28 protein-coding genes and 1 pseudogene are annotated in these 25,162 nt (G+C 64.0%); 16 read left to right on the forward strand and 13 right to left on the reverse strand.

What is annotated here, in order from left to right:
* Positions 1-6: 6 nt before the first annotated feature.
* Entirely contained in the window at positions 7-852 is an 846-nt protein-coding gene (locus A5634_RS02675; RefSeq protein ID WP_065142535.1) for a mycofactocin-coupled SDR family oxidoreductase, read from the reverse strand.
* Between the two features lie 170 nt (positions 853-1,022).
* Here A5634_RS02675 and A5634_RS02680 point away from each other — a divergent pair, with 170 nt between their 5' ends.
* Both A5634_RS02680 and A5634_RS02685 read left to right on the forward strand, forming a co-directional pair.
* Positions 1,023-3,176 (forward strand): hypothetical protein, encoded by a 2,154-nt coding sequence (locus A5634_RS02680; protein WP_065142536.1) that lies wholly within the window; start codon positions 1,023-1,025, stop codon positions 3,174-3,176.
* 122 nt (positions 3,177-3,298) lie between these two features.
* Entirely contained in the window at positions 3,299-4,126 is an 828-nt protein-coding gene (locus tag A5634_RS02685; protein ID WP_065142595.1) for an NAD(P)-dependent oxidoreductase, read from the forward strand.
* Here the strand turns inward: A5634_RS02685 and A5634_RS02690 are convergent.
* Positions 4,123-4,986, reverse strand: a complete 864-nt coding sequence (locus A5634_RS02690; RefSeq protein WP_065142537.1) for a phytanoyl-CoA dioxygenase family protein — start codon at positions 4,984-4,986, stop codon at positions 4,123-4,125. The genes A5634_RS02685 and A5634_RS02690 overlap by 4 nt on opposite strands.
* Before the next feature lie 130 nt (positions 4,987-5,116).
* On the opposite strand from A5634_RS02690, the gene A5634_RS02695 reads away from it, so the two are divergent.
* Positions 5,117-6,616, forward strand: a complete 1,500-nt coding sequence (locus A5634_RS02695) for a serine hydrolase domain-containing protein (RefSeq protein WP_065142538.1) — start codon at positions 5,117-5,119, stop codon at positions 6,614-6,616.
* Here the strand turns inward: A5634_RS02695 and A5634_RS02700 are convergent.
* Genes A5634_RS02700 through A5634_RS02720 form a run of 5 tightly spaced genes read right to left on the reverse strand, consistent with a single transcriptional unit; the run spans position 6,613 to position 11,245 of the window.
* On the reverse strand, positions 6,613-7,341 hold the full coding sequence (locus A5634_RS02700; protein WP_065142539.1) for a M15 family metallopeptidase: 729 nt from the start codon (positions 7,339-7,341) through the stop codon (positions 6,613-6,615). The genes A5634_RS02695 and A5634_RS02700 overlap by 4 nt on opposite strands.
* Positions 7,338-7,994 carry a TetR/AcrR family transcriptional regulator gene (locus tag A5634_RS02705; RefSeq protein ID WP_065142540.1) on the reverse strand — a complete coding sequence of 219 codons (657 nt, stop codon included), beginning with the start codon at positions 7,992-7,994 and terminating at the stop codon, positions 7,338-7,340. Before A5634_RS02705 ends, A5634_RS02700 begins: the two co-directional genes overlap by 4 nt.
* Positions 7,991-9,205: a cytochrome P450 gene (locus A5634_RS02710; RefSeq protein ID WP_065142541.1), complete on the reverse strand. Its 1,215-nt coding sequence runs from the start codon at positions 9,203-9,205 to the stop codon at positions 7,991-7,993. The genes A5634_RS02705 and A5634_RS02710 overlap by 4 nt, the downstream gene beginning before the upstream one ends.
* A 58-nt stretch (positions 9,206-9,263) precedes the next feature.
* Complete coding sequence (locus tag A5634_RS02715; protein WP_065142542.1) at positions 9,264-10,133, reverse strand: VOC family protein; 870 nt, start codon at positions 10,131-10,133, stop codon at positions 9,264-9,266.
* Between the two features lie 44 nt (positions 10,134-10,177).
* Entirely contained in the window at positions 10,178-11,245 is a 1,068-nt protein-coding gene (locus tag A5634_RS02720) for a DUF2855 family protein (protein ID WP_065142543.1), read from the reverse strand.
* Between the two features lie 86 nt (positions 11,246-11,331).
* Here A5634_RS02720 and A5634_RS02725 point away from each other — a divergent pair, with 86 nt between their 5' ends.
* Genes A5634_RS02725 through A5634_RS02735 form a run of 3 tightly spaced genes read left to right on the forward strand, consistent with a single transcriptional unit; the run spans position 11,332 to position 13,187 of the window.
* A complete protein-coding gene (locus A5634_RS02725; protein WP_065142544.1) occupies positions 11,332-11,778 on the forward strand; it encodes an SRPBCC family protein in 447 nt (148 codons plus the stop codon).
* Positions 11,762-12,316 carry a TetR/AcrR family transcriptional regulator gene (locus tag A5634_RS02730; RefSeq protein ID WP_065142545.1) on the forward strand — a complete coding sequence of 185 codons (555 nt, stop codon included), beginning with the start codon at positions 11,762-11,764 and terminating at the stop codon, positions 12,314-12,316. Before A5634_RS02725 ends, A5634_RS02730 begins: the two co-directional genes overlap by 17 nt.
* Positions 12,317-12,350: 34 nt before the next feature.
* Positions 12,351-13,187: an NAD(P)-dependent oxidoreductase gene (locus tag A5634_RS02735; protein WP_081290148.1), complete on the forward strand. Its 837-nt coding sequence runs from the start codon at positions 12,351-12,353 to the stop codon at positions 13,185-13,187.
* A 25-nt stretch (positions 13,188-13,212) separates the two neighbouring features.
* Here the strand turns inward: A5634_RS02735 and A5634_RS02740 are convergent, their stop codons facing one another.
* Positions 13,213-13,866, reverse strand: a complete 654-nt coding sequence (locus A5634_RS02740; protein WP_065142597.1) for a TetR/AcrR family transcriptional regulator — start codon at positions 13,864-13,866, stop codon at positions 13,213-13,215.
* A 64-nt stretch (positions 13,867-13,930) separates the two neighbouring features.
* On the opposite strand from A5634_RS02740, the gene A5634_RS29810 reads away from it, so the two are divergent.
* From A5634_RS29810 to A5634_RS02755, 4 genes are all read left to right on the forward strand, one after another.
* Positions 13,931-14,062 (forward strand): hypothetical protein, encoded by a 132-nt coding sequence (locus A5634_RS29810; protein ID WP_301337095.1) that lies wholly within the window; start codon positions 13,931-13,933, stop codon positions 14,060-14,062.
* Complete coding sequence (locus tag A5634_RS02745; protein WP_065142546.1) at positions 14,062-14,847, forward strand: spirocyclase AveC family protein; 786 nt, start codon at positions 14,062-14,064, stop codon at positions 14,845-14,847. Before A5634_RS29810 ends, A5634_RS02745 begins: the two co-directional genes overlap by 1 nt.
* 110 nt (positions 14,848-14,957) lie before the next feature.
* Entirely contained in the window at positions 14,958-15,446 is a 489-nt protein-coding gene (locus A5634_RS02750; protein ID WP_065142547.1) for an LppP/LprE family lipoprotein, read from the forward strand.
* A gap of 186 nt (positions 15,447-15,632) precedes the next feature.
* Positions 15,633-16,460: a lytic transglycosylase domain-containing protein gene (locus tag A5634_RS02755; RefSeq protein WP_065142598.1), complete on the forward strand. Its 828-nt coding sequence runs from the start codon at positions 15,633-15,635 to the stop codon at positions 16,458-16,460.
* A gap of 6 nt (positions 16,461-16,466) precedes the next feature.
* Here A5634_RS02755 and A5634_RS02760 read toward each other — a convergent pair whose 3' ends face one another.
* Positions 16,467-16,691, reverse strand: a complete 225-nt coding sequence (locus tag A5634_RS02760) for a hypothetical protein (RefSeq protein ID WP_065142599.1) — start codon at positions 16,689-16,691, stop codon at positions 16,467-16,469.
* 175 nt (positions 16,692-16,866) lie between these two features.
* Between A5634_RS02760 and A5634_RS02765 the strand changes: the two genes are divergently transcribed.
* Both A5634_RS02765 and A5634_RS02770 read left to right on the forward strand, forming a co-directional pair.
* On the forward strand, positions 16,867-17,769 hold the full coding sequence (locus tag A5634_RS02765; RefSeq protein ID WP_172831595.1) for an oxygenase MpaB family protein: 903 nt from the start codon (positions 16,867-16,869) through the stop codon (positions 17,767-17,769).
* A gap of 12 nt (positions 17,770-17,781) precedes the next feature.
* On the forward strand, positions 17,782-18,033 hold the full coding sequence (locus A5634_RS02770; protein WP_065142548.1) for a hypothetical protein: 252 nt from the start codon (positions 17,782-17,784) through the stop codon (positions 18,031-18,033).
* A gap of 93 nt (positions 18,034-18,126) precedes the next feature.
* On the opposite strand, the gene A5634_RS02775 is transcribed toward A5634_RS02770, so the two are convergent.
* The gene (locus A5634_RS02775) at positions 18,127-18,585 is read right to left on the reverse strand and encodes a winged helix-turn-helix transcriptional regulator (protein ID WP_065142549.1); all 459 of its coding nucleotides are present in this window, start codon (positions 18,583-18,585) and stop codon (positions 18,127-18,129) included.
* Between the two features lie 79 nt (positions 18,586-18,664).
* On the opposite strand from A5634_RS02775, the gene A5634_RS02780 reads away from it, so the two are divergent.
* The 3 genes from A5634_RS02780 to A5634_RS02790 all read left to right on the forward strand — a co-directional run bounded on the left by A5634_RS02780 (position 18,665) and on the right by A5634_RS02790 (position 21,264).
* Complete coding sequence (locus tag A5634_RS02780) at positions 18,665-19,795, forward strand: acyl-CoA dehydrogenase family protein (RefSeq protein WP_065142550.1); 1,131 nt, start codon at positions 18,665-18,667, stop codon at positions 19,793-19,795.
* On the forward strand, positions 19,792-20,751 hold the full coding sequence (locus A5634_RS02785; RefSeq protein WP_065142551.1) for an LLM class F420-dependent oxidoreductase: 960 nt from the start codon (positions 19,792-19,794) through the stop codon (positions 20,749-20,751). The genes A5634_RS02780 and A5634_RS02785 overlap by 4 nt, the downstream gene beginning before the upstream one ends.
* 66 nt (positions 20,752-20,817) lie before the next feature.
* Positions 20,818-21,264 carry a universal stress protein gene (locus A5634_RS02790; protein WP_065142552.1) on the forward strand — a complete coding sequence of 149 codons (447 nt, stop codon included), beginning with the start codon at positions 20,818-20,820 and terminating at the stop codon, positions 21,262-21,264.
* 2 nt (positions 21,265-21,266) lie between these two features.
* Here A5634_RS02790 and A5634_RS02795 read toward each other — a convergent pair whose 3' ends face one another.
* The 3 genes and pseudogenes from A5634_RS02795 to A5634_RS02805 all read right to left on the reverse strand — a co-directional run bounded on the left by A5634_RS02795 (position 21,267) and on the right by A5634_RS02805 (position 24,434).
* Positions 21,267-22,343, reverse strand: a complete 1,077-nt coding sequence (locus A5634_RS02795) for an NAD(P)H-dependent amine dehydrogenase family protein (protein WP_065142553.1) — start codon at positions 22,341-22,343, stop codon at positions 21,267-21,269.
* A gap of 5 nt (positions 22,344-22,348) precedes the next feature.
* Positions 22,349-23,421, reverse strand: a pseudogene (locus A5634_RS02800) (NAD(P)H-dependent amine dehydrogenase family protein).
* A complete protein-coding gene (locus A5634_RS02805) occupies positions 23,418-24,434 on the reverse strand; it encodes a Rieske 2Fe-2S domain-containing protein (RefSeq protein WP_065142554.1) in 1,017 nt (338 codons plus the stop codon). The pseudogene A5634_RS02800 and the gene A5634_RS02805 overlap by 4 nt, the downstream one beginning before the upstream one ends.
* A 92-nt stretch (positions 24,435-24,526) precedes the next feature.
* Here A5634_RS02805 and A5634_RS02810 point away from each other — a divergent pair, with 92 nt between their 5' ends.
* Entirely contained in the window at positions 24,527-25,159 is a 633-nt protein-coding gene (locus A5634_RS02810) for a TetR/AcrR family transcriptional regulator (RefSeq protein ID WP_065142555.1), read from the forward strand.
* Positions 25,160-25,162 lie beyond the last annotated feature (3 nt).

Below are 25,162 nucleotides of genomic sequence, written 5' to 3' on the forward strand. Positions count from 1 at the left end.
GCGGCGTCAGAACTTCGCGACGGCCCCAGCGTCCACCGGCAACGCCGCGCCGGTGATGTATTGGGCTTCGTCGGAAGCAAGGAACAGCACGGCGTTGCTGACGGCGCGGGCTTCGATCACGGGTTTGGGCATCATGTGGAAATGCCCGATGACCCCGGCGATGTCGTCCATTGTGGGTTCGTCCAGATCCGGCCGTAACGTGCGACGGAACTGGTCGTTGTCGATCATCGGCGTCAAGATGTTGCCTGGATGAATCGAATTCACTCGAATCCATTGGTAGGCAAGCTCATTGGCGAGCGAGTTCATCAACCCGACGACAGCGTGCTTGGCCGATGCGTAGTGGGCCATGTAGCCGCCGCCGCGGATACCCAACATCGAGCTGACCAGGATGATCGATCCGCCACCGTTCGTCATATGCGGTAGCGCGACCTTGACGGTGTGCCAGACCCCGGTCAAATTGATATCCACCATGGTCTGCCAGGCGGATTCCTCGATCTGGGCGGCCGGTGCCGGCGATCCGCTGATGCCGGCGTTGGCCACGACGATGTCAATCGCGCCTATTGCCTCGACTCCCTGCTCCACGGCAGCACGCAGGCTCTCTAGCTCTCGGACGTCGGCTTTGGCGGTGAAGATGCGACGACCCGTCTTCTCCACCAATGCCGTGGTGTCGGCGAGGTCGGCATCGGTTGCGCCCGGATAGGCGACGCCGTCGATGTCTTCACAGATATCGACGGCGATGATGTCCGCGCCCTCCTCGGCGAGACGGATCGCGTGCTCTCGCCCCTGGCCGCGCGCGGCACCGGTGATGAACGCGACCTTGCCGGCGACTCTGCCGAGCTTGTTGCCTGTCATCGCAATCCTTTCCCAGGAGGATCTGCTTCCGGAAACAGTCAACATACAACGCGGCGAGCGCCGCGTTGCGGGTCGGCGGATCCGGGTGGGCGGCCATGACTCGCGGCGGGTCTTTTTGGGTACAAGATCCGCAAGCAACCGAGCGTCCACTGGTCAATTGGAGATTGGACATGGATCGACCCGACACCATCATCGAAATTCATCGTGAGCGCGTCCAGGATCAGACCGCCGAGATGTTCAGCGGAGAGAAGCGCTCCGAGTCCGTCGACGGCACCGGTTACTCCGCGACGGCCACTCTCGATCTGACGCTGGACCGCGTCTGGTTTATCCGTGATGCGCACGAGCGGGCATGGCAGGAACAGCATGACGGCGAATTGCGGTACCCGCTAAGGCATTTCGCGATTGATCTGGTGATCTTCGATTCCAGGATCACCATTGATTCGGTTACCTGTATCCCGCTGGTTGAACTGCCGCCCGCGACGATCACGATTTCGGACGGTCCGCGCGCCGGCGAGTCGCGTGAGATCCCGTACAACGAGATCCCACTGTTCGGGCGGTTGACGATCCACGACCAACTCGAGCCCCACCAGCTAGAGCCCGGCAAGCAGACCATCGCGCTGAACTTCACTACGCAGGACGCGCCCGTGTTGGTCGTCGATCCGTTGGCGGATGAGTACGCGCCGCGATTGTTCGGCGCCGAAGTGGAGCGCAGCGCAGACGGCGTGACCATCTTCAAAGGCCAAGACCCACGGGTTAGCTGGGAACTCGACTACGCCGAGGCGCACTGGATCACGCACAGCATCGCCGGCGAACTGCTGGTGAACCTGGAGAAGCTGCAGCACCCCACCATCTCCGACGACGAGGCAAGGATCAGGGTGCTCGACTCGCTCGCTACGCAGATCGCAGATTCGGTCCGTCCGCAACTTGCCGACATGGGCGAAGACGGCATCCAGGACCTGCTGCCGACGCCGCTCGAGGTCGACGCGCAGGCTCAGGACGACAGCACGATCAAAGCTCTCGACGTCATCGTGCATCGCTTCGAGGTCGGCGAGGTTACCCACGAATCCATGGTGGTGCAGGTGCAGACGCTGCGTGAGCTGCCAAACGGTGAGGAGCTTCCGTCGTCCGTTCTCGCCGAAAACCCAAGAGAGAAAACGGGTTTGGCGGTGACCGGATGGAGCATTCTGCGGCAGGTTCGCGACACCGTGATGAACAGCTTCGGTCTTGACGAGTCTGACTTCGCTGACGCTCCCTGTCTGCTCGACGGTCCGAAAAAAATCAACATCGGCGGCGAAGAACGCTGTCTGGACGCCCTGGACGCCGATATCCTGCCCCGGACCCAGGACGGTCGACTCGTTGTCGACGGCACGGTGAGCGCCGAAACCAAGCTGTACGACTTCAAGGCCAACTTCAAGGTCACCTACGAGATGGGCCTCGACGACATTCCTCGCGACCCGAAGGAGAACGAGCCGTGGCGAGACGGCGTCGAAACCATCGAGGCGCTCGAGCGGGCACTGAGTGAAGCTGCCGACAAGAAGCGCGCTGGTGAGCTGACCGATCAGGACTATGAGGCCGAAGTCAAGCGAGTCAGCGAACGCTTCGAAGAACTTCCGCGGACCGTGGGTGTGCGGCCGACACAGAATCCTGCCGAACCGGAGGTGAGCGCTGATTTCAGTCTGTCGGCGGGTGGAAAGGTCGCCGCGGCCGCAGGGGCTGCGGCGATCGTCGGTCTGCTCGCACTGCCGGTCACCTGGGTCGCCGGTGCCGCCGGGGTAGGCGTTGCGGGGGCGGGCGGTCTGCTGTCGCTGGCCATCGCTCAGTACTTTTCGACCGTGTTGACCATCGACTGGTTCGGCACCGGACTCGGCTCGCGTCAGGTCAAGAAGTCACTGAACGACCAACCCGAGGGCACATCGCTGCCGCCGATCGGAATTCCGGTCGACGTGAATCTCACCCGCCAGCGGCTCGCGGTGTACTTCCGGCCGCTGCCGGCGAAGCTATGGGTCGGTTGCCTCACACTAGGCGCGACCGACGACGAGAAAGATGACGAAAAGGAACCCGACCGCACCGACATCCGGTTGGTCGGTGGCAAATGGCCGACCGACGATCAACCCTGGAAGTTATCCAACGACGACGCCGTGTGGTACCTCGATTCTGAGGAGTTGGAGTTGCTCACCGAACCGGACAGCGCCGGCGGCGAGCTGCCGATCAGGTTTGCCGAAACAGTAGACAAACGAAGGTATTTGCGCGTCGACGGTGATGATCCAGATATTTTGCACCGCCTGCCGGGTTGTTCGGACGCCGGCAAGGCGAGCGAGGAGTAAACCGGCACATCATCGGGGAGGCACCGCCTCGACCGATGAAGTCAACATGTCTTAGTGTCTTAAGCCTCTTACGGAGACTTCGCATGACACGACCGCTGAATCGAGGCACAGACGTGACCGGGTTGCGAGTTGGGTTCGTGGGCCTCGGATCTCAGGGCGGCCCGATGGCCCGCAAAATCATTGAGCACGGATTCCCGACGACGCTGTGGGCCCGCCGGCCCGAATCGCTCCAGCAGTACGACGGTACCGGCGCCGCCTACGCCGCGGATCGCCGAGCCCTCGGTGCCGCCTCGGATGTGTTGTGCCTGTGCGTGGTTGGTGACGCGGACGTCGAGGAGGTGCTGCGCGGCGATGACGGTGCCCTGGCCGGAATGCAACCGGACGGAATCGTCGTGATTCACAGCACCATTCATCCCGATACCTGTCGCCGGCTGCAAAGCGATTTCCCGGGGTTGCATTTCATCGACGCTCCCGTCTCTGGAGGGGGACGCCGGGCGGCGGCGAAGACGCTGTTGGTTATGGTCGGCGGCAACCAGGACGTGGTGAACCGGTGCCGGCCGGTCCTCGACACGTTCGCGAATCCGCTTGTCCACCTTGGTGATCTGGGAGCCGGACAGACCGCGAAGCTGCTCAACAACGCGCTGTTCAGCGCACACCTCGGACTGGCCGCCAGCACGTTTTCCATTGCCGATGAGCTCGGCGTCGACAAGGACGCACTCACCACAGCTCTGTCGAATGGGAGCGCCCGTAGCTACGCGGCTGAGGTGATCGGCCGCCGGGGGCACGACCTTTCGCGGATGGCGCAGCTTGCGGGCGCGCTGCTGACCAAAGACGTCGACATCCTCGCCGACCTGGTTGGGTCCCGGACGCCCGAGGTGCTGCGCGTCGCAAGCAACGCGATCAACGTGATGAACGAACAGGGGAGCGCCGGTGCGCAACGACCAACCTAGCGATCCTGATCGCTGTCCAGCAGCCGCAACGGGTGAAGGCCGTCGACCGCGCCCACAAACGGCGGATGGATGCTGTAGCCGAGCATGCGGCGAATGTCGTCGGAGACCGTTCGGGCGATGTCACGCGATATCGACAAGGTGAAAGCCTCCATCGGCCGCAGCCACGGCTGGCAATACTGGGCGGTGACGGCCAGGCGGTCGCGGCTGGTGGTGTTAGCGCCGCCGCCGTGCCAGAGGGTGCCCACGAAAAATACGCACGACCCGGCCGGCATCACCACAGGCACCGCGCGATCGTCGGGGCCCGGCGGCCGGCGCCCCCAGCGGTGACTGCCGGGCATGAGGACCGTGGCGCCGTTATCGGCGGTGAAGTCGTCGATGGCCCAGATAGTCGCCGCCGCAAGTGGATCGCGTGGCCGTGGGATGGGGTAGAAGCCGTCGTCGTGGTGCGGCAATTGCGCGGTCTCGCCGGGTTGAATGTTGATGGCTTGCAACGCCGATAGCAGATAGTTGGGCATCAGCAAACGATCCAGCACCGCCAGCACCCGCGGATTGTCGACCAGCCGGTCGCAGACGCGCGTCCTGCTCAGCACGCTGTAGATGCGCTGAGTGTGCCGGCCCTCGAAGGAATTGCGCCCGGTGTGCCCCAACCACGGCCCCACGACCGCACGGATCTCCTGGCACTGCTCGGCGCTGAGCAGGTTCTCCCAGATCACATAGCCGTCGCGGTCCAGTGCCGCCATGTCGGCGTCGACGATCGGGCTGTCGACAGTGTTGCCACCGGTTGGTGTCCGCCTGTATCGATGCGCCAGATCGCTCTTGAGGTCCTCTAGCGTGGTGACGGAATCATCGTTGCTCTGCATTGGTGCGCGCCCGTGCTCGTGCTTCTGACCACACCTTAAGCCGTGCCCGCGTCACTGTGGCGTCATCGCGGGTTGACAAGGCGTGCCGACGCACCCAGCATCGTGGCGGGACGACCAAGGGGGTGAGTCGATGCGTCAGGCTATCGCCGCTCTTGTTGTCGTGCTGGCCTTATTGCCGGCCTGCTCGCGTGGCTCGTCGGCACCGCTCGCCGTGACGCAGAGCGCGCCGGCAACTACCGCGACGACGCCGACGGTGTCCTCACCAGTCGAGGTCTCGACCACTGATTTCACCACCGTCTCCAAACTGATCAACGACGCGATCGCGGCTGAGAAGCTGCCAGGCGCTGTGTTGCTGGTGGGGCACGACGGCAAAATTGCTTTTCACCACGCCTACGGCGTGCGCAGACTGGCGAGCGAACCTGCCCTGAATGGATCGCCCGCCCCCGCGGAGCCGATGACCATAGACACCATTTTCGATCTGGCCTCGTTGACGAAAATCCTGGCAACGACCACCGTGGTCATGCAGCTCTACGAGCAGGGCAAGGTCGAATTCGACAGTCCGGTGCAGCACTATCTGCCCGACTTCAACATCGGCAACGACCCTCGCCGCGCGAACGTCACCGTTCGGATGTTGCTAACCCACACTTCTGGTGAGACGGGCGACGTCGAACTCAAAGATCCGTGGGGACTGAGCGGTGTTGACCGAGCCCAAGGCATTCGTCGTGCGCTCACGACGCCGTTGGAATCGGGCCCGGGTGAGATGTTCCGCTATTCCGACATCAACTTCATCGTGCTCGGCGTGCTGGTCGAGAGGCTCACCAGTGAGCCGTTGGACGTTTATGTGCAGCAACACGTATTCGATCCGCTCGGCATGGCAGACACCCGCTACCTTCCGCTGGCGAAAGCCTGTGGGCCGCATACGATCAACGGATCGGCGATCGGGTGGGCTCCTTCGCTCAACGGCAGTGCGCGGGTCACGTGTCCGCCGGGTACCTGGAGCACCGACGTTCTGTCGCGCATCGCACCGACTGCACGTGACGAGGAGAACAGCGGGGAGCCGAGCAAGAATCCCGACTTCAATCATCTGCTGCGCGGCAGTGTGCATGACATGACAGCCCGACGAATGGGGGGAGTTGCCGGGCATGCCGGGGTGTTTTCGACGACAAGTGACGTCGGGATCTTTGCCCAGGCGCTGCTCGACCGGCTCGCCGGACGCCCCAGCCAGTTCCCTTTGGCGCAAACCACTTTGGAGTTGATGACCAGCCCGCAGCAGCCCGGGCACAACGCTGCGCAAGTGAGCGCGGCGAACAATGCCACCCGCGAAGCCATTGCGCGCAAAATGAACACCTGGAATCCTCTGATGGCTCCTCGCTACCCGGCTATCCCAATGCAGAACCTGCGCGGCTTCGGCTGGGACATCGATACACCCCTTTCCGGGCCGCGGGGCATGGTCTTTCCGATCGGCAGCTTCGGCCACACCGGCTTCACCGGAACATCGATCTGGATAGATCCCGCCTCGAACACTTACATAGTGCTGCTGTCGAACTCCATCCACACCCGGGGCAGTCCACCGATGTCGATGCTGCGCGGCGAGGTCGCGACGGCGACGGCCCGCGCGTTGGGTCTCTAGGAGCGTTCGAAGTGTTGGTAGTCGGGAGTCCGCCAGTAGCCACCCCATTGCCAGCCACGATCTGTGAAGACGCGTTCGGCAGGGTCACCACCGTGTATTAGTCCGGGGTCGGTGCGGGTCCGGTCCAGGTACGCGGCCGCGTTACGCGGCTCGAAATACCCGCTGACGTAAAGACACGGATTGATCAGGGGATTGAGGTCGATGGCCCGACCGTAGGCATGCGGCGACCATTCGTCGGTCCCGGGAATGAGTCGGCAGTTGAACGCCGAAGTGTTGTTGTCCTCCATGGACAATTCGTCGTCGGCATCCGGGTACTGGTCGACCGTCCGCATCTTGTCGACGGGATAGCCCTGCTGGTAGAGCTGCTCGAAGATGGCGACGACGTCCGCCGCCAGGTCCTCATGCACGACCAACTGGCCGCGGTGGGTCAGGCCGTCAAAACCCAGGTAGTTGACCTCGACCCGGCGCAACTGTGCCGGCTCGACGGGGCACCCTGCTCGCCATGTGGTGCCGAGTTCGGCGGCAGTGACGGGCTGCACCGTTGCAGCAGCAGGTGACGGCGGTGCGGTGGGCGTCGGGGTCGACGGCGCGGTGGCAGTCTTCGAGGAGTACGGGGTCGCCGGAGGTGCGGATGGGGCCGCCTGCGGTGGCACCTTGGCGGTGCACTGCACCAAGACCGCAATCGCCACAAGCGCATGCACCACTGTGGCCACTGGGCGCTTCATAAGCCACCATCCGGGTTGAGCAGGCCGGGAATGACGAAGTCGCGGAACACTTTCCGGCGGTCCGGGGTTTGCTCGCGCAGTCCTGCGGCGCGTTCCATTAAAAGCATTTGGGCCACCCGCACCAACCAATCCGCTGTCGCATCCGGGTCGAGTTCCGTGCGCAATTCGCCGCTGAGCTTGGCGGCTTGGACATGTGGACGGAGGACGTCGCGGATGCGATCCCGAAAGGCCCCGGACGCCGACGCCGACACCGCCATGGTCAGGCTCTCCGCTGAGAACAGGATGCTCAACCAGCGAGACTCCTCCACGATGCTCAGCGCGCCGTCCAGTGAATCCAGCAGCCGCTCGCCAAATGGCCCCTCACGTTCGAGTGCCGACTCGGCGACCGCGATCACCCCCTCGGTTTCGCGGAGCATGACGAAGGCCAAAACGTCGTCGCGGGTGCCGAAATAGCGGTAGACCGTAGTACGGTGCACGGCAGCCTCTTTCGCGATGTCGTCGACCGTCGTGCGTCCGACACCGCGTCGCTCGTAGCAAATTTCGGCTGCGTCGAGCAGGCGCGACCTGGCCTCGTCGTCGTCGACGGGAGGTCGATCGCCCCAGGGTGTCGGCCGGGTGGGGCGTTCGGAGAGTCGCAACTTGCGCTGCGTCATGCTCGCCCGCTCGCCTCGAAGGTCACGTGCAGCGCGCTTGGTCCGCGAAGTGTCGTGCCGACCTGGCTGGTGATCGCCGAGGATTCAGCATGGTCTGGGTCGAGCGCAAGGCCGGGCAGGCGGTCCAGAAGCGTCCGAAGTGCCACCAGCACTTCGGTATTGGCGAGCCAGTTGCCGATGCAACTGTGCGGTCCCTGGCCGAAGGAAACGGGCGGCATCACGTTGCGGGTGATATCGAAGTCGTCGGGCCGTTGGTATACGGCCGGATCGCGGTGAGCGGCGTTGATGGCGAAGATCATTGGGGTCAGCGCGGGAATTTCGATTCCATGCCACGTGGTCTGTACCGGACAGACCCGCGGCAGCAGACCCACCGCGGGCTCCCACCGCAACGCTTCCCAAATAGCCGGCTGCAGATAGGTTTCCGGATCCGACCGCAGCAGATCGAGTTGGTCGGGGTGGTTCAGCAAGGCCGACAGAACGTTGCCGAGCGCGTAGGTGGTGGTGTCGGCGCCAAGCGGAAAAAGCATGCGCAGGAAGGTAAGAATGGCTTCGTCGTCGAGATACTCACCGTCCTCGGTCCTTTCGGCGGTGAGCAGGGAGATGATATCGCCGCCGGGACTGCGGCGACGCTCCGCTAGCAGCGGGGCGACGTAGGCGGTGAACTCCGCGGCGCTGTCGATCGCGGGCTGGGGATCGAAGGCGTATTCGATCATTGCCTTGGCCCACTGCTGGATTCGCGCCTCGTCGTCGGTGGGGATGCCAAGCAGCCGGCTGATGGTCAACAGCGAGACACGGTGGGTGAACTCGGTGACCAACTCCGCGGACCCGCGGTGCGCGAACCGGTCGATGAGCTCGTTGACAACGGGTGTGATAACCGGATCCACGTAGGCCTGCACTCGCCCGCGTCGCAGCGGCGCGGACACGAGGGTTCGACTGGCGCGGTGTTGCGCGCCCGACATGTTCAACACGGTGTTGCCGAACACGGGCTGGGTGGTCATCGCGTAGACGGGTGCCGCCGGAAACGTCGCCTCGTCCCGGAACGCAGCGCGGACCAGCTCATCGGTGAGCAACAGCACGGCGCTGGTTCCGGCGAACGGCACGATCGCGAATGGTCGGCGTTTACGCAGGCGAGCAAGCGTGGCGTGCAGGTCGGGCTGATCGTCGAACGCGAAGTCGACCCCCGTGATGTCTAGCGGGCCGAGAATCGCCATAGGCGAAAACTCTAGATGCATGCAACAAACTACGCAATATGTCGTACGTATCTTGCAATCAGGTGCGCCCGCCAGCCGGCTCGATCAGCAGCGTCGGTACACCGCACGTACCGTCCTTGACGCTCACGACGCGAGTGCCGGGCTTGCGTCCCGCGCGTACCTCGGAGACATCGAGACCCGCGTCCGCGAGCCGCGCCCGCGCGGCGTCGGCGTTGGGGACGCGCCAAGATAAGCCCCACACCTGGTCGGTCTGACCCGGTGCTTGCGACTCGTGCAGCGGCTGTGCAAGTTCCACCGTGACTCCACCCACGCGCAGGAACACCAACCGCATGCCCCAGTCCGGAAAGCTGCGGTCAAGCGCGAGCCGCAGGCCGAGCCCGTCGCGGTAGAACGCAATTGCGGCATCGGCAGCGGGCGTGCGCACCACCGCGTGGTCGATCCCCGTGACAATCGCCTCCCCGGCACCCAGCGGCGTGGCAGCAGGCAGCCTGTCCGGGGACTCGTGCTCGATCGCGATGACCAGCACACCGCGCGTGCGGGTCTCCGGCAGCAGCACGCTGCGCCACTGCCGGGTAAGTCCCGAGCCGGTGTCGCGGCCGAGGCCGGGTGAAACGGGCGGCGGTTGAAGGCCGTTCGCGGCGAGCTGAGCGTGCGCGGCGTCGATATCGGTGGTGGCGAACGCAAGCCCGATCGCGCCCTCGCCCCGTTGCTCCAAATGCGCTGCGACCGTGTGGCCGAGTGGTCCGTCACCCTGCGGGGTAATCAGTTCGAGGTAAGTGTTGTCGAGCCGGAACAATGCGTTCGCCGTGCCCCAGCCCGGATGTTCCCCGCGCCACGACGGGCGCCGGGACAGCAGCGTGGCATAGCGGCGCGTGGCATCGTCAAGATCGCGCACTGCGAGAATCACGTGGTCGAGTGCGTCGAACATCGACTCAGCATGCCTGAAAAGATTGTCGGCGTCAGTCCCCGCGGCTAAAGATCAACGATGGTGCCGGCCGCCGGGTCGAGGTTGCCGTCGAGTAACTCAAGATATGCCCGCTGGATCTGATCCTCGCTTGAAATACGTTCCACGCGAAGCCAGTTCGATGCCCACTCGGCGAACGGTGTCCAAGCGTCGGCGACGTTCTGGTCGAGTCTTGCGGTGCCCCAATCAGCGCCGCGCTTCTTGATACGGTCTGGCGCGAAGAAGAAGACGGGCTTTGGGCCTGCGAGTTCACTGCTACCTTGCGCCATTCGGGTCCAGTGGGTCATGCCGACCGCGGAGCTATGCGCCAGGCGCTCGCCGTAGTGGGTGTGGACATCGGTCCGGACCGCGCTGTCGCCGGAGATGTCGATGTACACGACTCGATCGCCCGGCAGTTCAGAGACGTTGTCGTACAGGACAACTGAGTCGTAGACGTCCAATCCCGCAACGAAGTCACGGTTTCCGCCCGAGGTGAGGCCCACTACCTCGATGCCCTCCCGCTTGGCGAGCAGGTAGGCCGCGATGATCGCCGTTTTCGACGAGGCGCTGGAGATCACGATGGTGTCCGCGCCGAAGAAGTTCTCGTCGGCCACGAAGTCGTCGATGAGGAAGGACGTGAAGAACAGCGGGAAGAACAAGATGTGCTCGGCCTCGCGGTCGGCCGAGTAGACGGGATCGGTGGTGACGTCGCGGTAGCCCTGATAGGCCGATGGCAACGACACCCGGTGCGGGGCGGCGTCGATGAACCCTTTCTCGTTTATGCGATCGGGTACGACCAACAGATGACTGGCGCACGGCAGGTAACCGTAGACGCGCAGGCCTTGCGCCAGATCGGGGTGCCGCGATTCCTCCACGTGGGCGTAACCCCAGACGTTCAGCTTCCCCCAGTCCGGGTCGGACGCCGGGAAGAAATCCCAGTACTTCATCGCTTCGCCGAACACGGCGTAGGTGATGTTGTTCGACGTCAGTCCGAACGATTCGACGCGCAGCAGCGCCTGGCCGTCCGCCGGTGCGGGCGAATCACCGGATAGGAATCTGGTCTGGTGTAGATCTTTGCGGTTCAACTCGAAGTCCATGTGCCGAAGCCTATGGGCGCCGCCGACGGTGTCCAACACCAAATAGGGCTGGAGACGAACCGGCCAATTGATGTACCATCTGGTACATGATTACCGAGAGCAGTATCGAGATCGCCGCTCCGGCGTCTCTGGTCTGGGACGTGTTCACCGATGTCGAGTGCTGGCCCGAATGGACCGCATCGGTCACCGCGCTGGTCGCCCTCGACGGACCGGGCATCGCGGTCGGCAAGCGCTTTGCGATCAAGCAACCCAAGCTGCCGAAGCTGGTGTGGGAGGTCACCGATCTCGTGCCCGGGGTGTCGTGGACCTGGGCGCAGTGTTCCCCGGGCGGGACGACGTCGGCGCTGCACGTCCTGACGCCGATCGACGACGGTCGGACGTTGGTGCGCCAGGAACTCGACCAGCGGGGCCCGGTGGGCGGGCTCGTCGGTCGACTGATGCGTCGCACCACCCGTCGCTACCTGGAGATGGAAGCCCAAGGCCTCAAGGCTCGCAGCGAGCAACTGCGGCACTCCCTTGGGCCGCACGCCTGACGTCCAGCGCCGCCAGCAGCTACTCGATGCGCTGATCGACGAAGTCGCTGCCGGTGGTATCGGGAATCGTTCGTTGCGTGACCTGGCCGCTGCCGTCGGCACCAGCCACCGAATGTTGTTGCACCACTTCGCATCCCGCGACGAGTTGTTGCTGACGATCGTGGCGGAGGTCGAGCGTCGTCAGATGGGGATCCTCTCCGACTTGCCTGCCGAGCCGGACGCCGGTTTCACCGCGATGTGGGCCAGCTTGTGCCGGCCTGAGTTGCGGCCCTTCGAGCGCCTGTTCTTCGAGTGCTACTCCCGTGGCGCCCAGGGCGAAGAGCCGTTCGCCCGGATGGTGCCAGGCGCGGTCGACGACTGGCTGGCAATGCTGGAACAGCGGGCAACCGAGATCAAGGCCGCGGGCGACCCGGCGCTGATGCGCCTGGGGCTGGCTGTCACGCGCGGGCTGCTGCTCGACCTGGTGGCCACCGACGACGACACCGGTGTGACGTCGGCGGCGCGGGCATTTGCAGAGCTGCTACGGCCGCAGCGTTAACTGGCATAGGTGACGCCTTGGATCGGAGTGGGAATTGACTGAACTGCGCGCCGGAGTGATCGGCTTGGGAGAAATCGGTGGGGGCGTCGCGATAAGCATGGCGCGACGGGGGCGGGCTCCGAGCGTTTTCGACGTGCGCCCGGATGCGGCAGCAAACCTCGAAGGCGTCCCAGCGCAGCTGGATTCGGTTGCCGCCGTTACCCAGGACTCTGACGTGGTACTGATCGCGGTGATCAACGCCGAGCAGGCACGCGATGTGCTGGCGGGGTCGGGGGGACTGCTGCAAGCGGCGCGGCCGGGATTGATCGTGGTGCTGCTTTCCACGGTTTCGATCACGGTGCTGCACGAACTCGATGCGTTGTGTCGCGAAGCGGACGTCACGCTGCTGGATTGCGGTGTCACCAACGGCGACAAGGCGGCCGAGCATGGCATTGTGGCGATGATCGGCGGGCCCGAAGAGCAGGTCGCGCAAGCGCGCCCGGTGCTCGACGATTTCGCCAAGGCCGTCGTGCACTGCGGACCGGTGGGATCGGGCATGACAACCAAGATCGCGCGCAACCTGATTCAGTACGGGTGCTGGGCGGTCGTGGACGAGGCGGCGAATCTGGCTGCCGCCAACGGTGTTTCGCTGCAGACGCTGCTTTCGGTTATGCGCGAAGCGGATTCAGACGGCAGGCAAACTTTGCGTCTGCTCGATGTACGCGCGGCGGGCATCACGGTGCCCTCCGATTACGCCGATCGCGTTGCAGCGCTGGCTGATAAGGATCTCGACGCCGCGGCCGAACTTGGCATGGTGTTGGGCGTGCCCACTCCGTTGGCACAGGCGACGAAGCCGACCATGCGTGACGTCTATACGGGTCACCGCGGCTGATAAGCGCAGGTGCGGGTCAGCGGGCTCACTTTCGATGCAGGAAGCCGTGCAGGCTCGCCTGTACCAGCTCGTCGACGATCGCGTCTCGCGACGGCGGCTTGTCTGCAAAGAAGGTCGATCGCAGGGCCACCATGCCGACAATCATCGCGACGGTGGAGTGTGCCGGTAGATCGGGCTGATCGGAGCGCAGTCCGCGTAATTGCATGCCTTCGGCACTGATTCGGCCGAGCACCGCGATCGCGCGCCGGATATCGGCGATGCCTGCGTCGGCGATGTCCTGTTCGGTGAATGCCTCGGACGCCGCCAACGTCAGTAGCAGACCGCGATTTTCGACGAGCACGTCGTAGAGCTGCCCGACGAAAAGTCGGGCCAGTTCGTCTTCGTCGGTCTGTTCGGGCACAACTCCCTGCCAGGTGCGACCGAATTCGTCGACGAAGCTGGTGAACGGCACCACGAGTGCCTCGCGGAAAAGCCCGGCTTTGGAGCCGAAGTTGCGGAAGAGCAGATATTCGGTGACACCGGCGGCTTTCGCGATCTCCCGCGTGGTGGTACTGCGATAGTCCTTGCGGGCGAACAACTCACGCGCGGCATCGAGCAGGAGCCTGCGGGGCTCGCCCCGAGGCCGGCGCACTGGCGCCGAGGATGAGGCCTGCTTCTTGGTAGAAGAGCGTTGAGGCACGACCATCTACGATAGTCGGCCTTGACCTCCGCTTTAGAATAGTGTCCGCTATTAATATCGGTCGATGGCGAGGGGAGTTGTTGTGGGTGCAGTCATCATGCTCGGCACCTTGTTCGGATTGATCGTGCTGGTGTTCGGCGTCGTCCTGTATCTCGACCCCGAAGCTCGCGGCGGCGCACCGGAAGACCGCGGCTGATGGGCAGCGGTCTGAGCCCGCTGCTGACGGGCGCGGTCATCTTCGGCTGGGGGAGCGGCATCGTCTTCGCGGCAGTCGGTGTGTACCTCAGCATCCGTCGCCGCCGCTTGCACCCGCTCATGCTGCTGTGCATCTCGGCAATCTCGTTCTCCTGGATCGAAGCGCCCTACGACTGGGCGATGTATGCGCAGTTCCCGCCTGAGCTGCCCCGGATGCCGTCGTGGTGGCCGTTGAACATGACCTGGGGCGGGCTGCCGTCGTCGGTACCGCTGGGGTACATCGGCTACTTCTCGATTCCGGCGGTTCTCGGTGCCGCGATCGGGCAACGGCTGAGCGCCCGGTTCGGCTGGCGCCGGCCGATCACGCTGCTCAGCGTCGGCCTGGTGGTGGGCTTCTGCTGGGCCTTCTTCTTCAACGCCTTCATCGGCGCTCGGCTGGGCGTCTTCTACTACGGCTACGTGATCCCCGGACTCGCCGTCTTCGAGGGCACCAAGCACCAGTACCCGGTGTATGACTCCCTGGCGATGGGCGTGCAGATGATGGTCTTCACCTACCTGCTCGGCCGCACTGATGCTCAGGGGCGCAATGTGATCGAGGCGTGGTCGGACAGGAAGGCGAAGAATGGCCTGCAGTCAGCACTGCTGTCCGTCGCCGCGGTAGTGATCATCGGGAACCTTATGTACGGCGCGGTCTTCGCGCCGCACCTCATCACGAAGTTGGGCGGTTGGGTGACGTCCGGTTCGACCGAGCAGTTGTTCCCCGGAGTGCCGAATCAACCAAAGTAGCCTTCTTGCCACTCGCCAGGTCACTTCTTCGACACAATGTCGCAGCAGTCCTACCAGCCGGGATGACATAACGCGACCATTGAGTGCAGCCAACAGGGAGGCATGTTTCGATGCGAGTAGTTGTCCTGGCCGCGTTAGTCGCCGCGCTGTGCGTGTTGAATCCGCTGCCAACACCGGCCCATGCCGACCCCACGTGTGGAGTCAACCTGAACGCCCCGGCCATTGAAACCGCGCTCACCTCGGTGCCGGCGCTGCCGCAGGGATCGGCATGGGATCACAATGTGCGCAGTTTCGACCCGAGCAGCAACTACAACCCGTGCGCGACGCTGTCGACGGTCATCATCACCGTGGTCGGGGCCACCGGCAGTTCGCCGGACCTTGCGCTGATGTTCCACAAGGGCAGCTACGTGGGTGTCGCGACGTTGAAGGCATACGCGTTTACGACGGTGAATACGGCCAAGACGACAGATGACACCGTCGCCCTCGACTACAAGGACGGCAGGGATGTCTGTACGGCATGCCCCGGACCGACCACCACCGTGCGCTATCAGTGGCAAAACGACCACGTTGCGATGTTGGACCCGGCGCCCGTCTGGTGAATTGCTCCCGCTTAGCTCAGCGGCTTGGTTAATCGGTTCCTCACCGGACAAGATGTAGTGCGGAATACCCGCGCGAGCCGTCGACGGCGGCCGCACCCCAGCGTCGAGGTCGTCACTATGAATGCTCGCCACAAAATGCTCGCGAATCGTGCGATGCGTTGCAGCGCAGCGATTTTCGCTGTCCTGATGATCCTTGGAATGGTGGTCCAGGGCTCAGCGGCGGCCAACCCACTGCCCACGGCGCCGGCGTTGGCGGCCGACCCCGCGCTGCTGGCCCGCGATCTGGTCACCGATGAGCTGGCGCTGCGCGACCCATCATCGTCGGAGGCCGTGCTGCAGGCCGCGGCGCTTCGCGAGCAGGCGGCCTACCGGGCAATCGGACGACACCCCGAGTGGGAACCGATCGTGCGACCGGTCATTCCGGCGTCGCTGGTCGGAATTTATGACCTCAACATCGACGCGCGTCACCACCTGGTAGCCCTCAACGGCGGAGACGTGAAATCGACGCTACCCGCGTGGCGGATCGAACAGCCCGCGCCGCTCAGCGAACTCGTCGGTTACTACCAGGCCGCGGAGGCGGCAAGCGGCGTCGGCTGGAACTACCTGGCCGCGATCAACATGGTCGAAACGGACTTCGGTCGCATCTCCGGCACTAGCACCGCTGGTGCGCAAGGCCCCATGCAGTTTTTGCCCTCGACGTTCGCGCCCTATGGCCAGGGCGGCGACATTCACTCGCCGCGCGACAGCATCATGGCGGCCGGTCGCATGCTCGCGGCCAATGGCTTCGCCGGCAATCGCGACGGCGCCATCTACAGCTACAACCACTCAAGCCACTACGTCGCCGCGGTCAACGACTACGCCCGGGTGATTGCCGCCGATCCAGCCGCCTTCGCCGGCTACCACCGCTGGGATGTCTACTACCTGACCACGTCCGGAGACGTGCTCCTGCCGGTCGGGTATGCGGCATCCGAACGGATTCCCGTCGCCGACTACCTCGCCAGCCACCCGCAGTAACCGTTCTCAGGTCATACAGACGTTGGAGAACAGCAGGACCGGCCACGAGACGATCGAGCCGAGATACGACACGACCATGTCGGCGCCCTGCATCTGCTGCAAGTGGTCGGTGTGGGTCGACGACCAGATAACTCCCACAATGAAATACGGGACACCGAGAATGATCGCCACGCCCAGCAGTTCGGCGACGGTCAGTTTGTAGTCGAGCAAGTTGCGAAGTTTGGTCAGCATCTCTGCCCCCATGGTAAGTGACCGCAAGTGCGTCCCGGTCTGCGACGAAACCATAGTATGTTAATGCTGATTCCTTGAGGCAGTTGCCTGGCCAACTCAGCTATGAGAGTCTGGCTAGTAGCTGGTAGCCAGGTAGTTGAGGGTTATCGGCGCACCGATCGTAGGATGGTGGTTAATGTCTGTTTCGCACGGCCGAGACGTTGGACACCAACCACTGTCTATCGACGACACACGTATTCGCGCTACCCGGCAGACTGCCCGTTGGAGCGATCGTCCGGTCGATATCCGCGAGGCGATGGACTTCTGGGCATTCGCGGCCGGAGCGGCGAATGTGATCATGCAACTCTCCCGGCCCGGGGTCGGCCACGGCGTCGTTGAATCGAAGGTGGATTCCGGCAATCTGCTCAAGCATCCGTGGAAACGGGCCCGCACCACGTTCCAATATCTGGCCGTCGCGGTGTTCGGCTCGCAGCAGGACCGCGACGCGTTCCGGGAGGCGGTGGATGGCGCACATCGGCACGTCAAGTCCACCGCCGAGAGCCCGGTTCGTTACAACGCCTTCGATCTCGACCTGCAGATGTGGGTGGCCGCCTGTCTGTTCGTCGGCTTGGAAGACACCTATCAACTGCTGCGCGGGCCGATGAACGACGAGCAGGCCGAACAGTTCTACCGTTCGGCGTGGCCGCTGGGCACCACCTTGCAGGTGCGGGAAGACCAATGGCCGCCGACCCGAAAAGCGTTCGACGACTATTGGATTGACGCATGTGAGCACGTGCGGATCGACGAAGTGGTGGGCGGGTATCTGCACAACCTGATCGATCTTCAGATGATCAATCCGGTACTGAGACTGCCGTTTCACCGATTGCTGAAGTTCTTGACCGCCGGCTTTCTGGCACCCGTCTTCCGCGAAGCACTCGGGGTGTCCTGGAGTGATGCCAAGCAACGACGATTCGAATGGCTTTTCCTGCTAGTAGCATTCGCCAATCGCTTTCTGCCGCCGTTCATCCGCCAGGGCGGCAGTCATCTTTTGTTGGCCGACGTGCGTCGCCGGGTACGACGGCGGCGACCGCTGATCTGAGAGATTGCTGCGATGGACCGGCTCCGGCGACTGCTCAATCGCCAGGTCAGCATCTCCGCTCTGGTCGAAGTGGCGTTCTGGCTGGCGATTCCGTATCTATGCATCGGTCTGGTGTGGGCGACCGTGCACGAGAACCAGGTTGAGCGGATCGAGGCACGACTGATGAAGGTGATGCCGGCAGGTGCCGACATTGCGGCGTTCGGCGTGACGGCGCTGTTGTGGCCGGCGTCGCTGCAGATCGCCGATGCGTGCCCGGCAGCCTAGCCGCGCCCGCTTTGACCGCGAGCCGAACCCGGCTGCGGTTTTGGGGTGTCGTTTTAGCTGTGTGGTTCGGCTCGTGGGGGGCGCGGCCGGCCGTCAGCGCGAAAAGCCCGGCCCCGCTTCGGGAGTCACGTTTCGCGCGGTGATCTCCTCGCCGCAGTGGGCACAGATCAGGTTGGGTTCGGCGACCTCGCCGCAAGTGTGGCGCAACACGATTGGCGGACCGCCCGGATGCGGTAAGTGCGTGTCACCCCAGCGCATCAAAACGACTATCGCACCGAACAATTCGTGTCCGGCTTCGGTGAGCCGGTACTCGTGGCGCTCGGGATCCTGCGAATAAGGCACCCGCTCAAGAAGTCCCATTTCCACAAGCATCCTCAGCCGGGACGACAGCGTCGGCCGGGGAATGCTGAGGTTGCGGGCCAGCTGCCCGAAACGCTGCACACCAAAGAAGGCTTCGCGCAAGATGAGCAGCGTCCACCGTTCGCCGACCAGTTCGAGCGCCCGGCCCACGGACTCACCTTCGAAGCGGTGGGACAGATCGTTAGCCGACATAGTTCAATCACTGTACCGGTTCAATGAGTGAACCGCAGGTGGTAACGTGATTGAACCACATGACTACCGGGAGCCGTCGATGAGTCACGTAGCCACCGAGATCGAGACCCTCGCCGAGAAGCTCGCGCTGACCGCCCGCGATATGTGGGCCGCGATCGATCGAGAACGCAGGCTGCCACCCGAGCTGGTATCCCGCCTCAACGAGGCTGGACTGCTGCGCGCCACCATGCCCCGCGAAGTCGACGCGCTCGAGCTATCGCCGGCCACGTCGTTGCGGTGCGCCGAGGCCCTGGCGCGCGGCGACGCGGCAACCGGTTGGTGCGTATCCATCGCGGTCACCAGCGCCCTGCTCGTCGCTTATCTCCCAGAGGGCGCCCGCAACGAGATGTTCGGCGGCGGAAAGGGTGTCGCGGCCGGGGTGTGGGCGCCACGCGGTGTGGCCAAGAGCGTGGACGGCGGTGTCTTGGTCTCCGGGCGCTGGCCGTTCTGCAGCGGAATCACCCACGCGGACTTGATGTTTGCGGGCTGCTTCGTCGACGGCGGCAGCATTCCCTCCGTCGTCACGCTGCAGAAGGACGACCTGCAGGTGCTGGACAACTGGCACACCCTGGGTTTGCGCGGCACGGGCAGTCACGACACCGTCGCAAAGGACGTCTTCGTCCCGGCAGACCGGGTGTTTTCGATTTTCGACGGACCCAGCGTGGACAGGCCGCTGTACCGCTTCCCGGTGTTTGGATTCTTTGCGCTGTCGGTCGCCGCAGCGGCACTCGGTAATGCGCGCGCCGCCATCGACGACCTCGTCGAACTCGCCGGTGGCAAGAAGGGACTCGGTGCCACGCGCACCTTGGCGCAACGCTCCGCCACTGCGGCGGCGGTGGCCACCGCCGAGTCGGCACTGGAGGCGGCGCGCGCGCTCTACTACGAGGCGATCGAACAGGCCTGGCAGGCCAGTCACGAGCCCGGCCCGGTGCCGGTGACGCTGCGCAACCGGCTGCGGCTGGCCGCCACGCACGCGGCCCGGACTTCTGCCGACGTGGTCCGCGCCATGTACGACTTGGCCGGTGGCACAGCCATTTACGATACGTCGCCGCTGCAGCGCCGGTTTCGCGATGCCTTCACCGCCACCGCTCATTTCCAGGTCAACGAAGCATCGCGCGAGCTACCAGGTCGGCTGTTGCTGGATCAGCCCGCCGATACGGCGATGTTGTGAGGAACCTGGAAGTGGTCCTGCCGTTCTGGCTGGACCGCCCCGATCAGGAGGCGATGGAGATCGCGCTGGCGGCGTCGCAGAACGGCTTCGGCGCACTGTGGATCGGTGAGATGGCGACCTATGATGCGTTCGCGCTGGCGACCGCGATCGGCTTGCGCGCACCGCAACTGAGGCTCAAGATCGGTCCGCTCGCCGTCGGTGTGCGCGGCCCCGTGACGCTGGCGCTGGGGGTGAGCACGGTCGCCTCCCTCACCGGCAACCCAGTCGATCTCGCGCTGGGTGCCTCCAGTCCGGCGATCGTGTCCGGGTGGCACAACCGCCACTGGACCCACCACCTCACGGTGATGCGCGAGACCATCGAGTGCCTGCGGCCGATGCTGGATGGTGCGCGGACCAACTACACCGGCCGGTACGTCGGCAGCCATGGCTTTCGGCTGCGCAGCCCCAGCCCCGAAACGCGAATTGCGTTGGGGGCGTTCGGACCCGGCATGATCCACCTGGCGGCACAGCATGCCGACGAGGTAGTGCTCAATCTCGCGTCTCCCGCCCGTGTTGCCGAGGTCCGTAGCGCGATCGACGGTGCGGCCAGCGGCCGGCCCGCGCCCCGCCTCACGGTGTGGGTGCCCGTCGCGTTGAACCCCGATGCCGCCGCGCACACTCAACTGGCCGGGCAGCTCGGGGTGTACCTCGCCCCGCCGGGATACGGAGAGATGTTCAGCGCGTTGGGTTTTGACGATCTCGTCCAGCGGGCCCGCAGCGGAGCGACGCGGCGCGAACTGGCCACCGCTATTCCGGTCGAGCTGCTCGATCAGGTCTGCGCGCTGGGCTCCGCCTATCGAATCGCCAAGCAACTGCAGGCCTACACCGACGCAGGTGCTGACTGCGTGGCGGTAGTGCCGTCCACGGCACAGGATGCGGGCGCCCGCGCAACCCTGGCCGCGCTCAATGGCGGTTGATTGCCCCTGATTGGTTTCGTTTGCCCTGCTGGCGGCTAGTTAATTACGGCACCTTGAGGAGGTCTCGTGAGCAAATACAACGTCGTAGTAGTCGGAACCGATGGATCGGACACGTCTTTTCGCGCTGTCGACCGCGCCGCGACAATCGCCGCGGACTCCGGGGCGAAGCTCGTCGTCGCTTCGGCGTTCCTGGGTGAAGAACGCGACGGAACGGATCCCGATCAACTGCGTGACGAGAAGTATCGGACTCAGGGCAACGCCCCGGTCTACGACATGCTGCGCACCGCGGCGTCCAGAGCCCGCGAGGCCGGTGCCACCGACGTCGAGGAGCGCGCGGTCGAAGGCGCCCCAGTGGATGCGCTGCTGGAAGTTGCCGACGAGGTCAACGCCGACTTGATCGTGGTGGGCAGCGTCGGCACTAACTCGCTGGTCGGGAAAGTCCTGGGTTCTGTTCCCAAGGCCGTTTCCCGTCGAGCGAAAGCGAAAGTCGAAATCGTCGAAACCGAAGACTGACGCTAGCTTCGTCGAAACCCGGTGTGGCTGCGGACCAGTGGCAGCGACGCCATGGTCGCAAATCCGGCGGGCGCTGCGCACACCGCCGGTACCGCGTTGAGGACCTGCATCGCCGTGGCCACATTTGCCGAGCCGACGTGTTCTGCCATGCTGGCCACCCGGCTGAAACTGGCCAGTGCGAAAAAGTGCATCCGCATCGACGGGTCGCCCTCGATCTTCAACGTCCAGCCATGCTCGGGTTTCGGCCAATGTTGCGGGTATTCACCGCCGACCGTCCACAAGGCTTCGATCTCGACAAGAGTTTGCCCGGCGCGCCGCCCAGACCATGTCCAACGTTGGCCGGCGGTGGTTCCGGCGCGCAGCACATGGTCGAAAATCTGGTGGTCGGCCTTGGCCGGTACCGCCTCGACCTCGGCCACCACCTCGTCGATATCGGCGCCCAACTCGTCGGCGATGAACCACACCTGATTCTCGAACAGTGCGCTGTTGAACGCCAGGAAATCGCTTGCGGCGGGGCTGATCTGGTCGACTGGCTGCCCAAATGCCATGTTCTCGAACGTGATTGACGTGCTCTCATACACCGACCAGTCGGCCCGCTCTTGCAGGACGATCTTGTCGATGGTTCGGCTCATACCGGATAACGCCAACGGCAATACGCCCGACAAGTTGCCCGGATTCAGGCCGCTGCCGTGCACAGAGCTGTTGCCGGTTTGGCAGGCGGCGGCGACGCGGTCCCGGTCGGCGGAGGAGATGCGCGGCGGGTGAAACAGAAACGCGGTGGTAGCAACGTTTTTGCCGCTGGCCAACAGCGCGCACACGTCATCGAGGTCGGCGTTGCGTGGCGTGTAGAGCACGCAGTCTGCCTCGACGGCCAATATCTCTTCGACGTCAGTGGTGGCGCTGACACCGATCGGATGCCGCCCGACCAAGGTGCCGAGGTCAACGCCGTGCTTGTCCCCGGAGTACACCCGGGCGCCAACGAGACGCATGTCTTGCCGGTGGTCGAGGATCGTGGTGAGCAGTTCCCGGCCGACAGTGCCGGTGCCCCAAACGATGATGCGGTGCGGGTCCGGCGGCATGCGAGCTAGATTTTGAATCGGCCGGCAAAGCCGCGCAACGGTATGTCGGCACTCGTGATCAGCCCCGGGGAGCTGCCAGGACCGACTTGATGGCGTTGAGCGCCGGTAATCCGGTAACCGTCATGCCGATGGACGCGAAGTTATCGGGGTTGGACAGGTCGACACCCGGCTTGGGGAAGATCATGTGCTTGTTGTAGATGCACGGGTCGCCCTTGATATGAGTTATGTAGCAGCCCTTGATATCCCAGCTCGGATCGGTGTGCGGCGTCATCTGCCACTCCAGGTGCGTTTCCACCCGCGGTATGCCGTTCACCATGCCCTGGTACTTGATGTAGTTGCCGCCCAGCGAACCCTTGGGCAGGGTGTACCAGCCCAGGTCGACATCCTTGGTGCAGGCGCCCAACTCATAGTCGAACTTGACTTCGTCAAGCTTGATGTCGAAGCAGTCGGCCATCATCAGCACGCTGTCAGCGAAGACGCGGGTGTACTTTTCCAATTTCGCCGGTATCGACGGATCGTCCACGGGCAGGCCGTAGCCCACCTCGATCCAGGTGTCCTTGGAGTGGTGGCAGGACACGTCAACCGATTCGATGGTGGTGACGTTCTCGATTTCGGCGACGTCGGCCGAGCACACGACGCCGAGAATCTGGTTGACGCCGGGGTTCATGCCGGTGCCGTAGAAGGTTGACCCGCCCTTGTCGCACGCTTCGGCCAGCAGTTGGGTGACCGGTTTGCCGGAGTGGTGCGGGTGGTTGCGGTCGCGATGCCATCCGGTGATCCAGTCCGCGGTGGTGACGATATCTATCCCGGCCTCAAGAACTTTCACGTACAGATCTTCGTCGGGAAAGACGCCGTGGAAGGTCAGAACGTCGGGCTTCGCGGCAATGATTTCGTCCACGCTGCCCGTCGCCGTGACACCGTTGGGAGGCAGGCCGACGAGTTCGCCGACATCCTTGCCGACCTTCTCCGGTGAGTAACAGTGCACCCCAATGAGTTCCAGGTCGGGGTGGGCAGCGATGCGTTTGACCATCTCGGATCCGACGTTGCCGGTCGCTACCTGGAAAACTTTGATCGTCATGGCGTGGCCCCTTCCAGGGATCGAGTTGAGTCGGTGCCGTCGGGGTAGAACTGCTTGGCCCAGTTGCGGATTGCGGTGAATCCTTCGTACTCGGCTGTCGCGAGCGCGGGTGGATCGGAGTAACGCTGGTGTGCCCAGATGTGCACATCCTGAGTGAACTGCCGGATCACTTCGTCGCCGAACATCCGGGCTTTGTCTTGCGCGCGCTGATCGTCGCGACCCGGGACCCGCCCGATGTAAACCATGAAGCGCACATCGGACGTACGCTCGTCGACCGGCGTGATCGCTGAGATGGTGCGGTTGTCGACCATTCCCCAACTTTTGGTCACGGCAATGCCGAGGCCGCCGTTGATGGCCTCCACACCGCTCTTGACGTCCTCGATGCTCTGCTGGTCATCGCCTTCAAAGGTGATGGTGAAGTCGACATACGAGACCGGTTCGTCGAATTCGTGTCGGGTGAAGATCGGCACTATCGGTGTTTTGTGCACGTACTTGAAGTGGGCGAAGTCCACGCCGTTCTCCAGCACGTACTGCGGATGGAGTTCCAGGTCCCCTCGGAAGAGTCGTTGTTGCGGGTAGTAGTCGGCTGAACCGCTACCGTCGGCGAAGTCGCCAAAGACATCAGGCGCATCGAAAAACGGTGCGCGGCCGTCGATGTCGTGCCAGATATAGACCGACTCATTGCGTTCCACGACCGGATACGTGCGTATCCGCCGTCCCCGATTGGGCCGGTCCTGGTAGGGGATGCAGACGTTGCGGCCCTCGTGACTCCATTGCCAGCCGTGGAAGGGACACTGTAAGACTTCACCAACCACCGTGCCGCCGTAGCCGAGATGCGCCCCGAGGTGTTCGCAGTACGCATTCATCACGCTGAGTTGGCCAGAGTCCGCGCGCCAGGCGACCATTTCCTGGTCGAAGTACTTCATCTTGTGGACGTCGCCGATGCCTATCTCGTCAGACCAGGCAACCTGAAACCAACCGGTGGGTTTCATCGACAACGGCGGCTTGGCCATGCACGCGGTCCTCTCTGTCTGATCATCAAGCACTCTATGAAAAAGTCATAGATGCGTCAACGAAACCGCATTTTCCGCGTTAGGATGCGGAAATGGCGGTGGCGGACAGCGCGGGACGCAGAGCCAACAAGCGCGGGTTGGCCACTCGCGAGGCGATGTTGCAGGCGGCGGTCAGCGCCCTGGCCTCCGGAGATCCGGGCGCGGTGTCGGCCAACCGCATCGCGAAACAGATCGGCGTCACCTGGGGGACTGTGCAATACCAGTTCGGTGACGCCGACGGATTCTGGGCGGCGGTGTTGCACCACACCGCCGAACGGCGGGCACACGTATTTGCCACTCCCGACAGCGGGGCGTCGCTGCAGGCTCGGGTCTCGCAGATCATCGACACCCTCTACAGCGGGCTGACCGCACCCGACTCGCGGGCCATCGAGAACCTGCGCGCGGCGTTGCCTCGTGAGCCCGGCGAGCTTGATCGGCTCTACCCGCACACCGCGGCCGAGTTGCGCTCCTGGGGGCGCGGTTGGCACGCCACTTGTCAGAAGGCGTTCGCGGACTTGCAGGTCGATTCGCAACGGGTCCACGAGGTCGCCACCCTAATTCCGGGCGCGATGCGGGGCCTGGTGTCCGAGCGGCAACTCGGTAGCTATGCCGACCTGGATGAGGCGCGCCGTGCACTCACCAACGCCATCGTGGCCTATCTCTCGGAATCCGCTGTGCGAGTGTGAGAT

The sequence above is a fragment of the Mycobacterium asiaticum genome, assembly GCF_001673365.1.
Taxonomy (GTDB): Bacteria; Actinomycetota; Actinomycetes; order Mycobacteriales; family Mycobacteriaceae; genus Mycobacterium; species Mycobacterium asiaticum_A.

Coding starts and splice junctions, on each gene's coding strand:
- A5634_RS02675 (WP_065142535.1), bottom strand. CDS start 852: ATGACAGGCAACAAGCTCGGCAGAGTCGCCGGCAAGGTCGCGTTCATC.
- A5634_RS02755 (WP_065142598.1), top strand. CDS start 15,633: ATGATCCTTGGAATGGTGGTCCAGGGCTCAGCGGCGGCCAACCCACTG.
- A5634_RS02770 (WP_065142548.1), top strand. CDS start 17,782: ATGGACCGGCTCCGGCGACTGCTCAATCGCCAGGTCAGCATCTCCGCT.
- A5634_RS02700 (WP_065142539.1), bottom strand. CDS start 7,341: ATGAAGCGCCCAGTGGCCACAGTGGTGCATGCGCTTGTGGCGATTGCG.
- A5634_RS02795 (WP_065142553.1), bottom strand. CDS start 22,343: ATGCCGCCGGACCCGCACCGCATCATCGTTTGGGGCACCGGCACTGTC.
- A5634_RS02705 (WP_065142540.1), bottom strand. CDS start 7,994: ATGACGCAGCGCAAGTTGCGACTCTCCGAACGCCCCACCCGGCCGACA.
- A5634_RS02750 (WP_065142547.1), top strand. CDS start 14,958: ATGCGAGTAGTTGTCCTGGCCGCGTTAGTCGCCGCGCTGTGCGTGTTG.
- A5634_RS29810 (WP_301337095.1), top strand. CDS start 13,931: ATGGCGAGGGGAGTTGTTGTGGGTGCAGTCATCATGCTCGGCACCTTG.
- A5634_RS02690 (WP_065142537.1), bottom strand. CDS start 4,986: ATGCAGAGCAACGATGATTCCGTCACCACGCTAGAGGACCTCAAGAGC.
- A5634_RS02720 (WP_065142543.1), bottom strand. CDS start 11,245: ATGGACTTCGAGTTGAACCGCAAAGATCTACACCAGACCAGATTCCTA.
- A5634_RS02725 (WP_065142544.1), top strand. CDS start 11,332: ATGATTACCGAGAGCAGTATCGAGATCGCCGCTCCGGCGTCTCTGGTC.
- A5634_RS02810 (WP_065142555.1), top strand. CDS start 24,527: ATGGCGGTGGCGGACAGCGCGGGACGCAGAGCCAACAAGCGCGGGTTG.
- A5634_RS02760 (WP_065142599.1), bottom strand. CDS start 16,691: ATGCTGACCAAACTTCGCAACTTGCTCGACTACAAACTGACCGTCGCC.
- A5634_RS02805 (WP_065142554.1), bottom strand. CDS start 24,434: ATGGCCAAGCCGCCGTTGTCGATGAAACCCACCGGTTGGTTTCAGGTT.
- A5634_RS02780 (WP_065142550.1), top strand. CDS start 18,665: ATGAGTCACGTAGCCACCGAGATCGAGACCCTCGCCGAGAAGCTCGCG.
- A5634_RS02710 (WP_065142541.1), bottom strand. CDS start 9,205: ATGGCGATTCTCGGCCCGCTAGACATCACGGGGGTCGACTTCGCGTTC.
- A5634_RS02715 (WP_065142542.1), bottom strand. CDS start 10,133: ATGTTCGACGCACTCGACCACGTGATTCTCGCAGTGCGCGATCTTGAC.
- A5634_RS02745 (WP_065142546.1), top strand. CDS start 14,062: ATGGGCAGCGGTCTGAGCCCGCTGCTGACGGGCGCGGTCATCTTCGGC.
- A5634_RS02695 (WP_065142538.1), top strand. CDS start 5,117: ATGCGTCAGGCTATCGCCGCTCTTGTTGTCGTGCTGGCCTTATTGCCG.
- A5634_RS02680 (WP_065142536.1), top strand. CDS start 1,023: ATGGATCGACCCGACACCATCATCGAAATTCATCGTGAGCGCGTCCAG.
- A5634_RS02765 (WP_172831595.1), top strand. CDS start 16,867: ATGTCTGTTTCGCACGGCCGAGACGTTGGACACCAACCACTGTCTATC.
- A5634_RS02775 (WP_065142549.1), bottom strand. CDS start 18,585: ATGTCGGCTAACGATCTGTCCCACCGCTTCGAAGGTGAGTCCGTGGGC.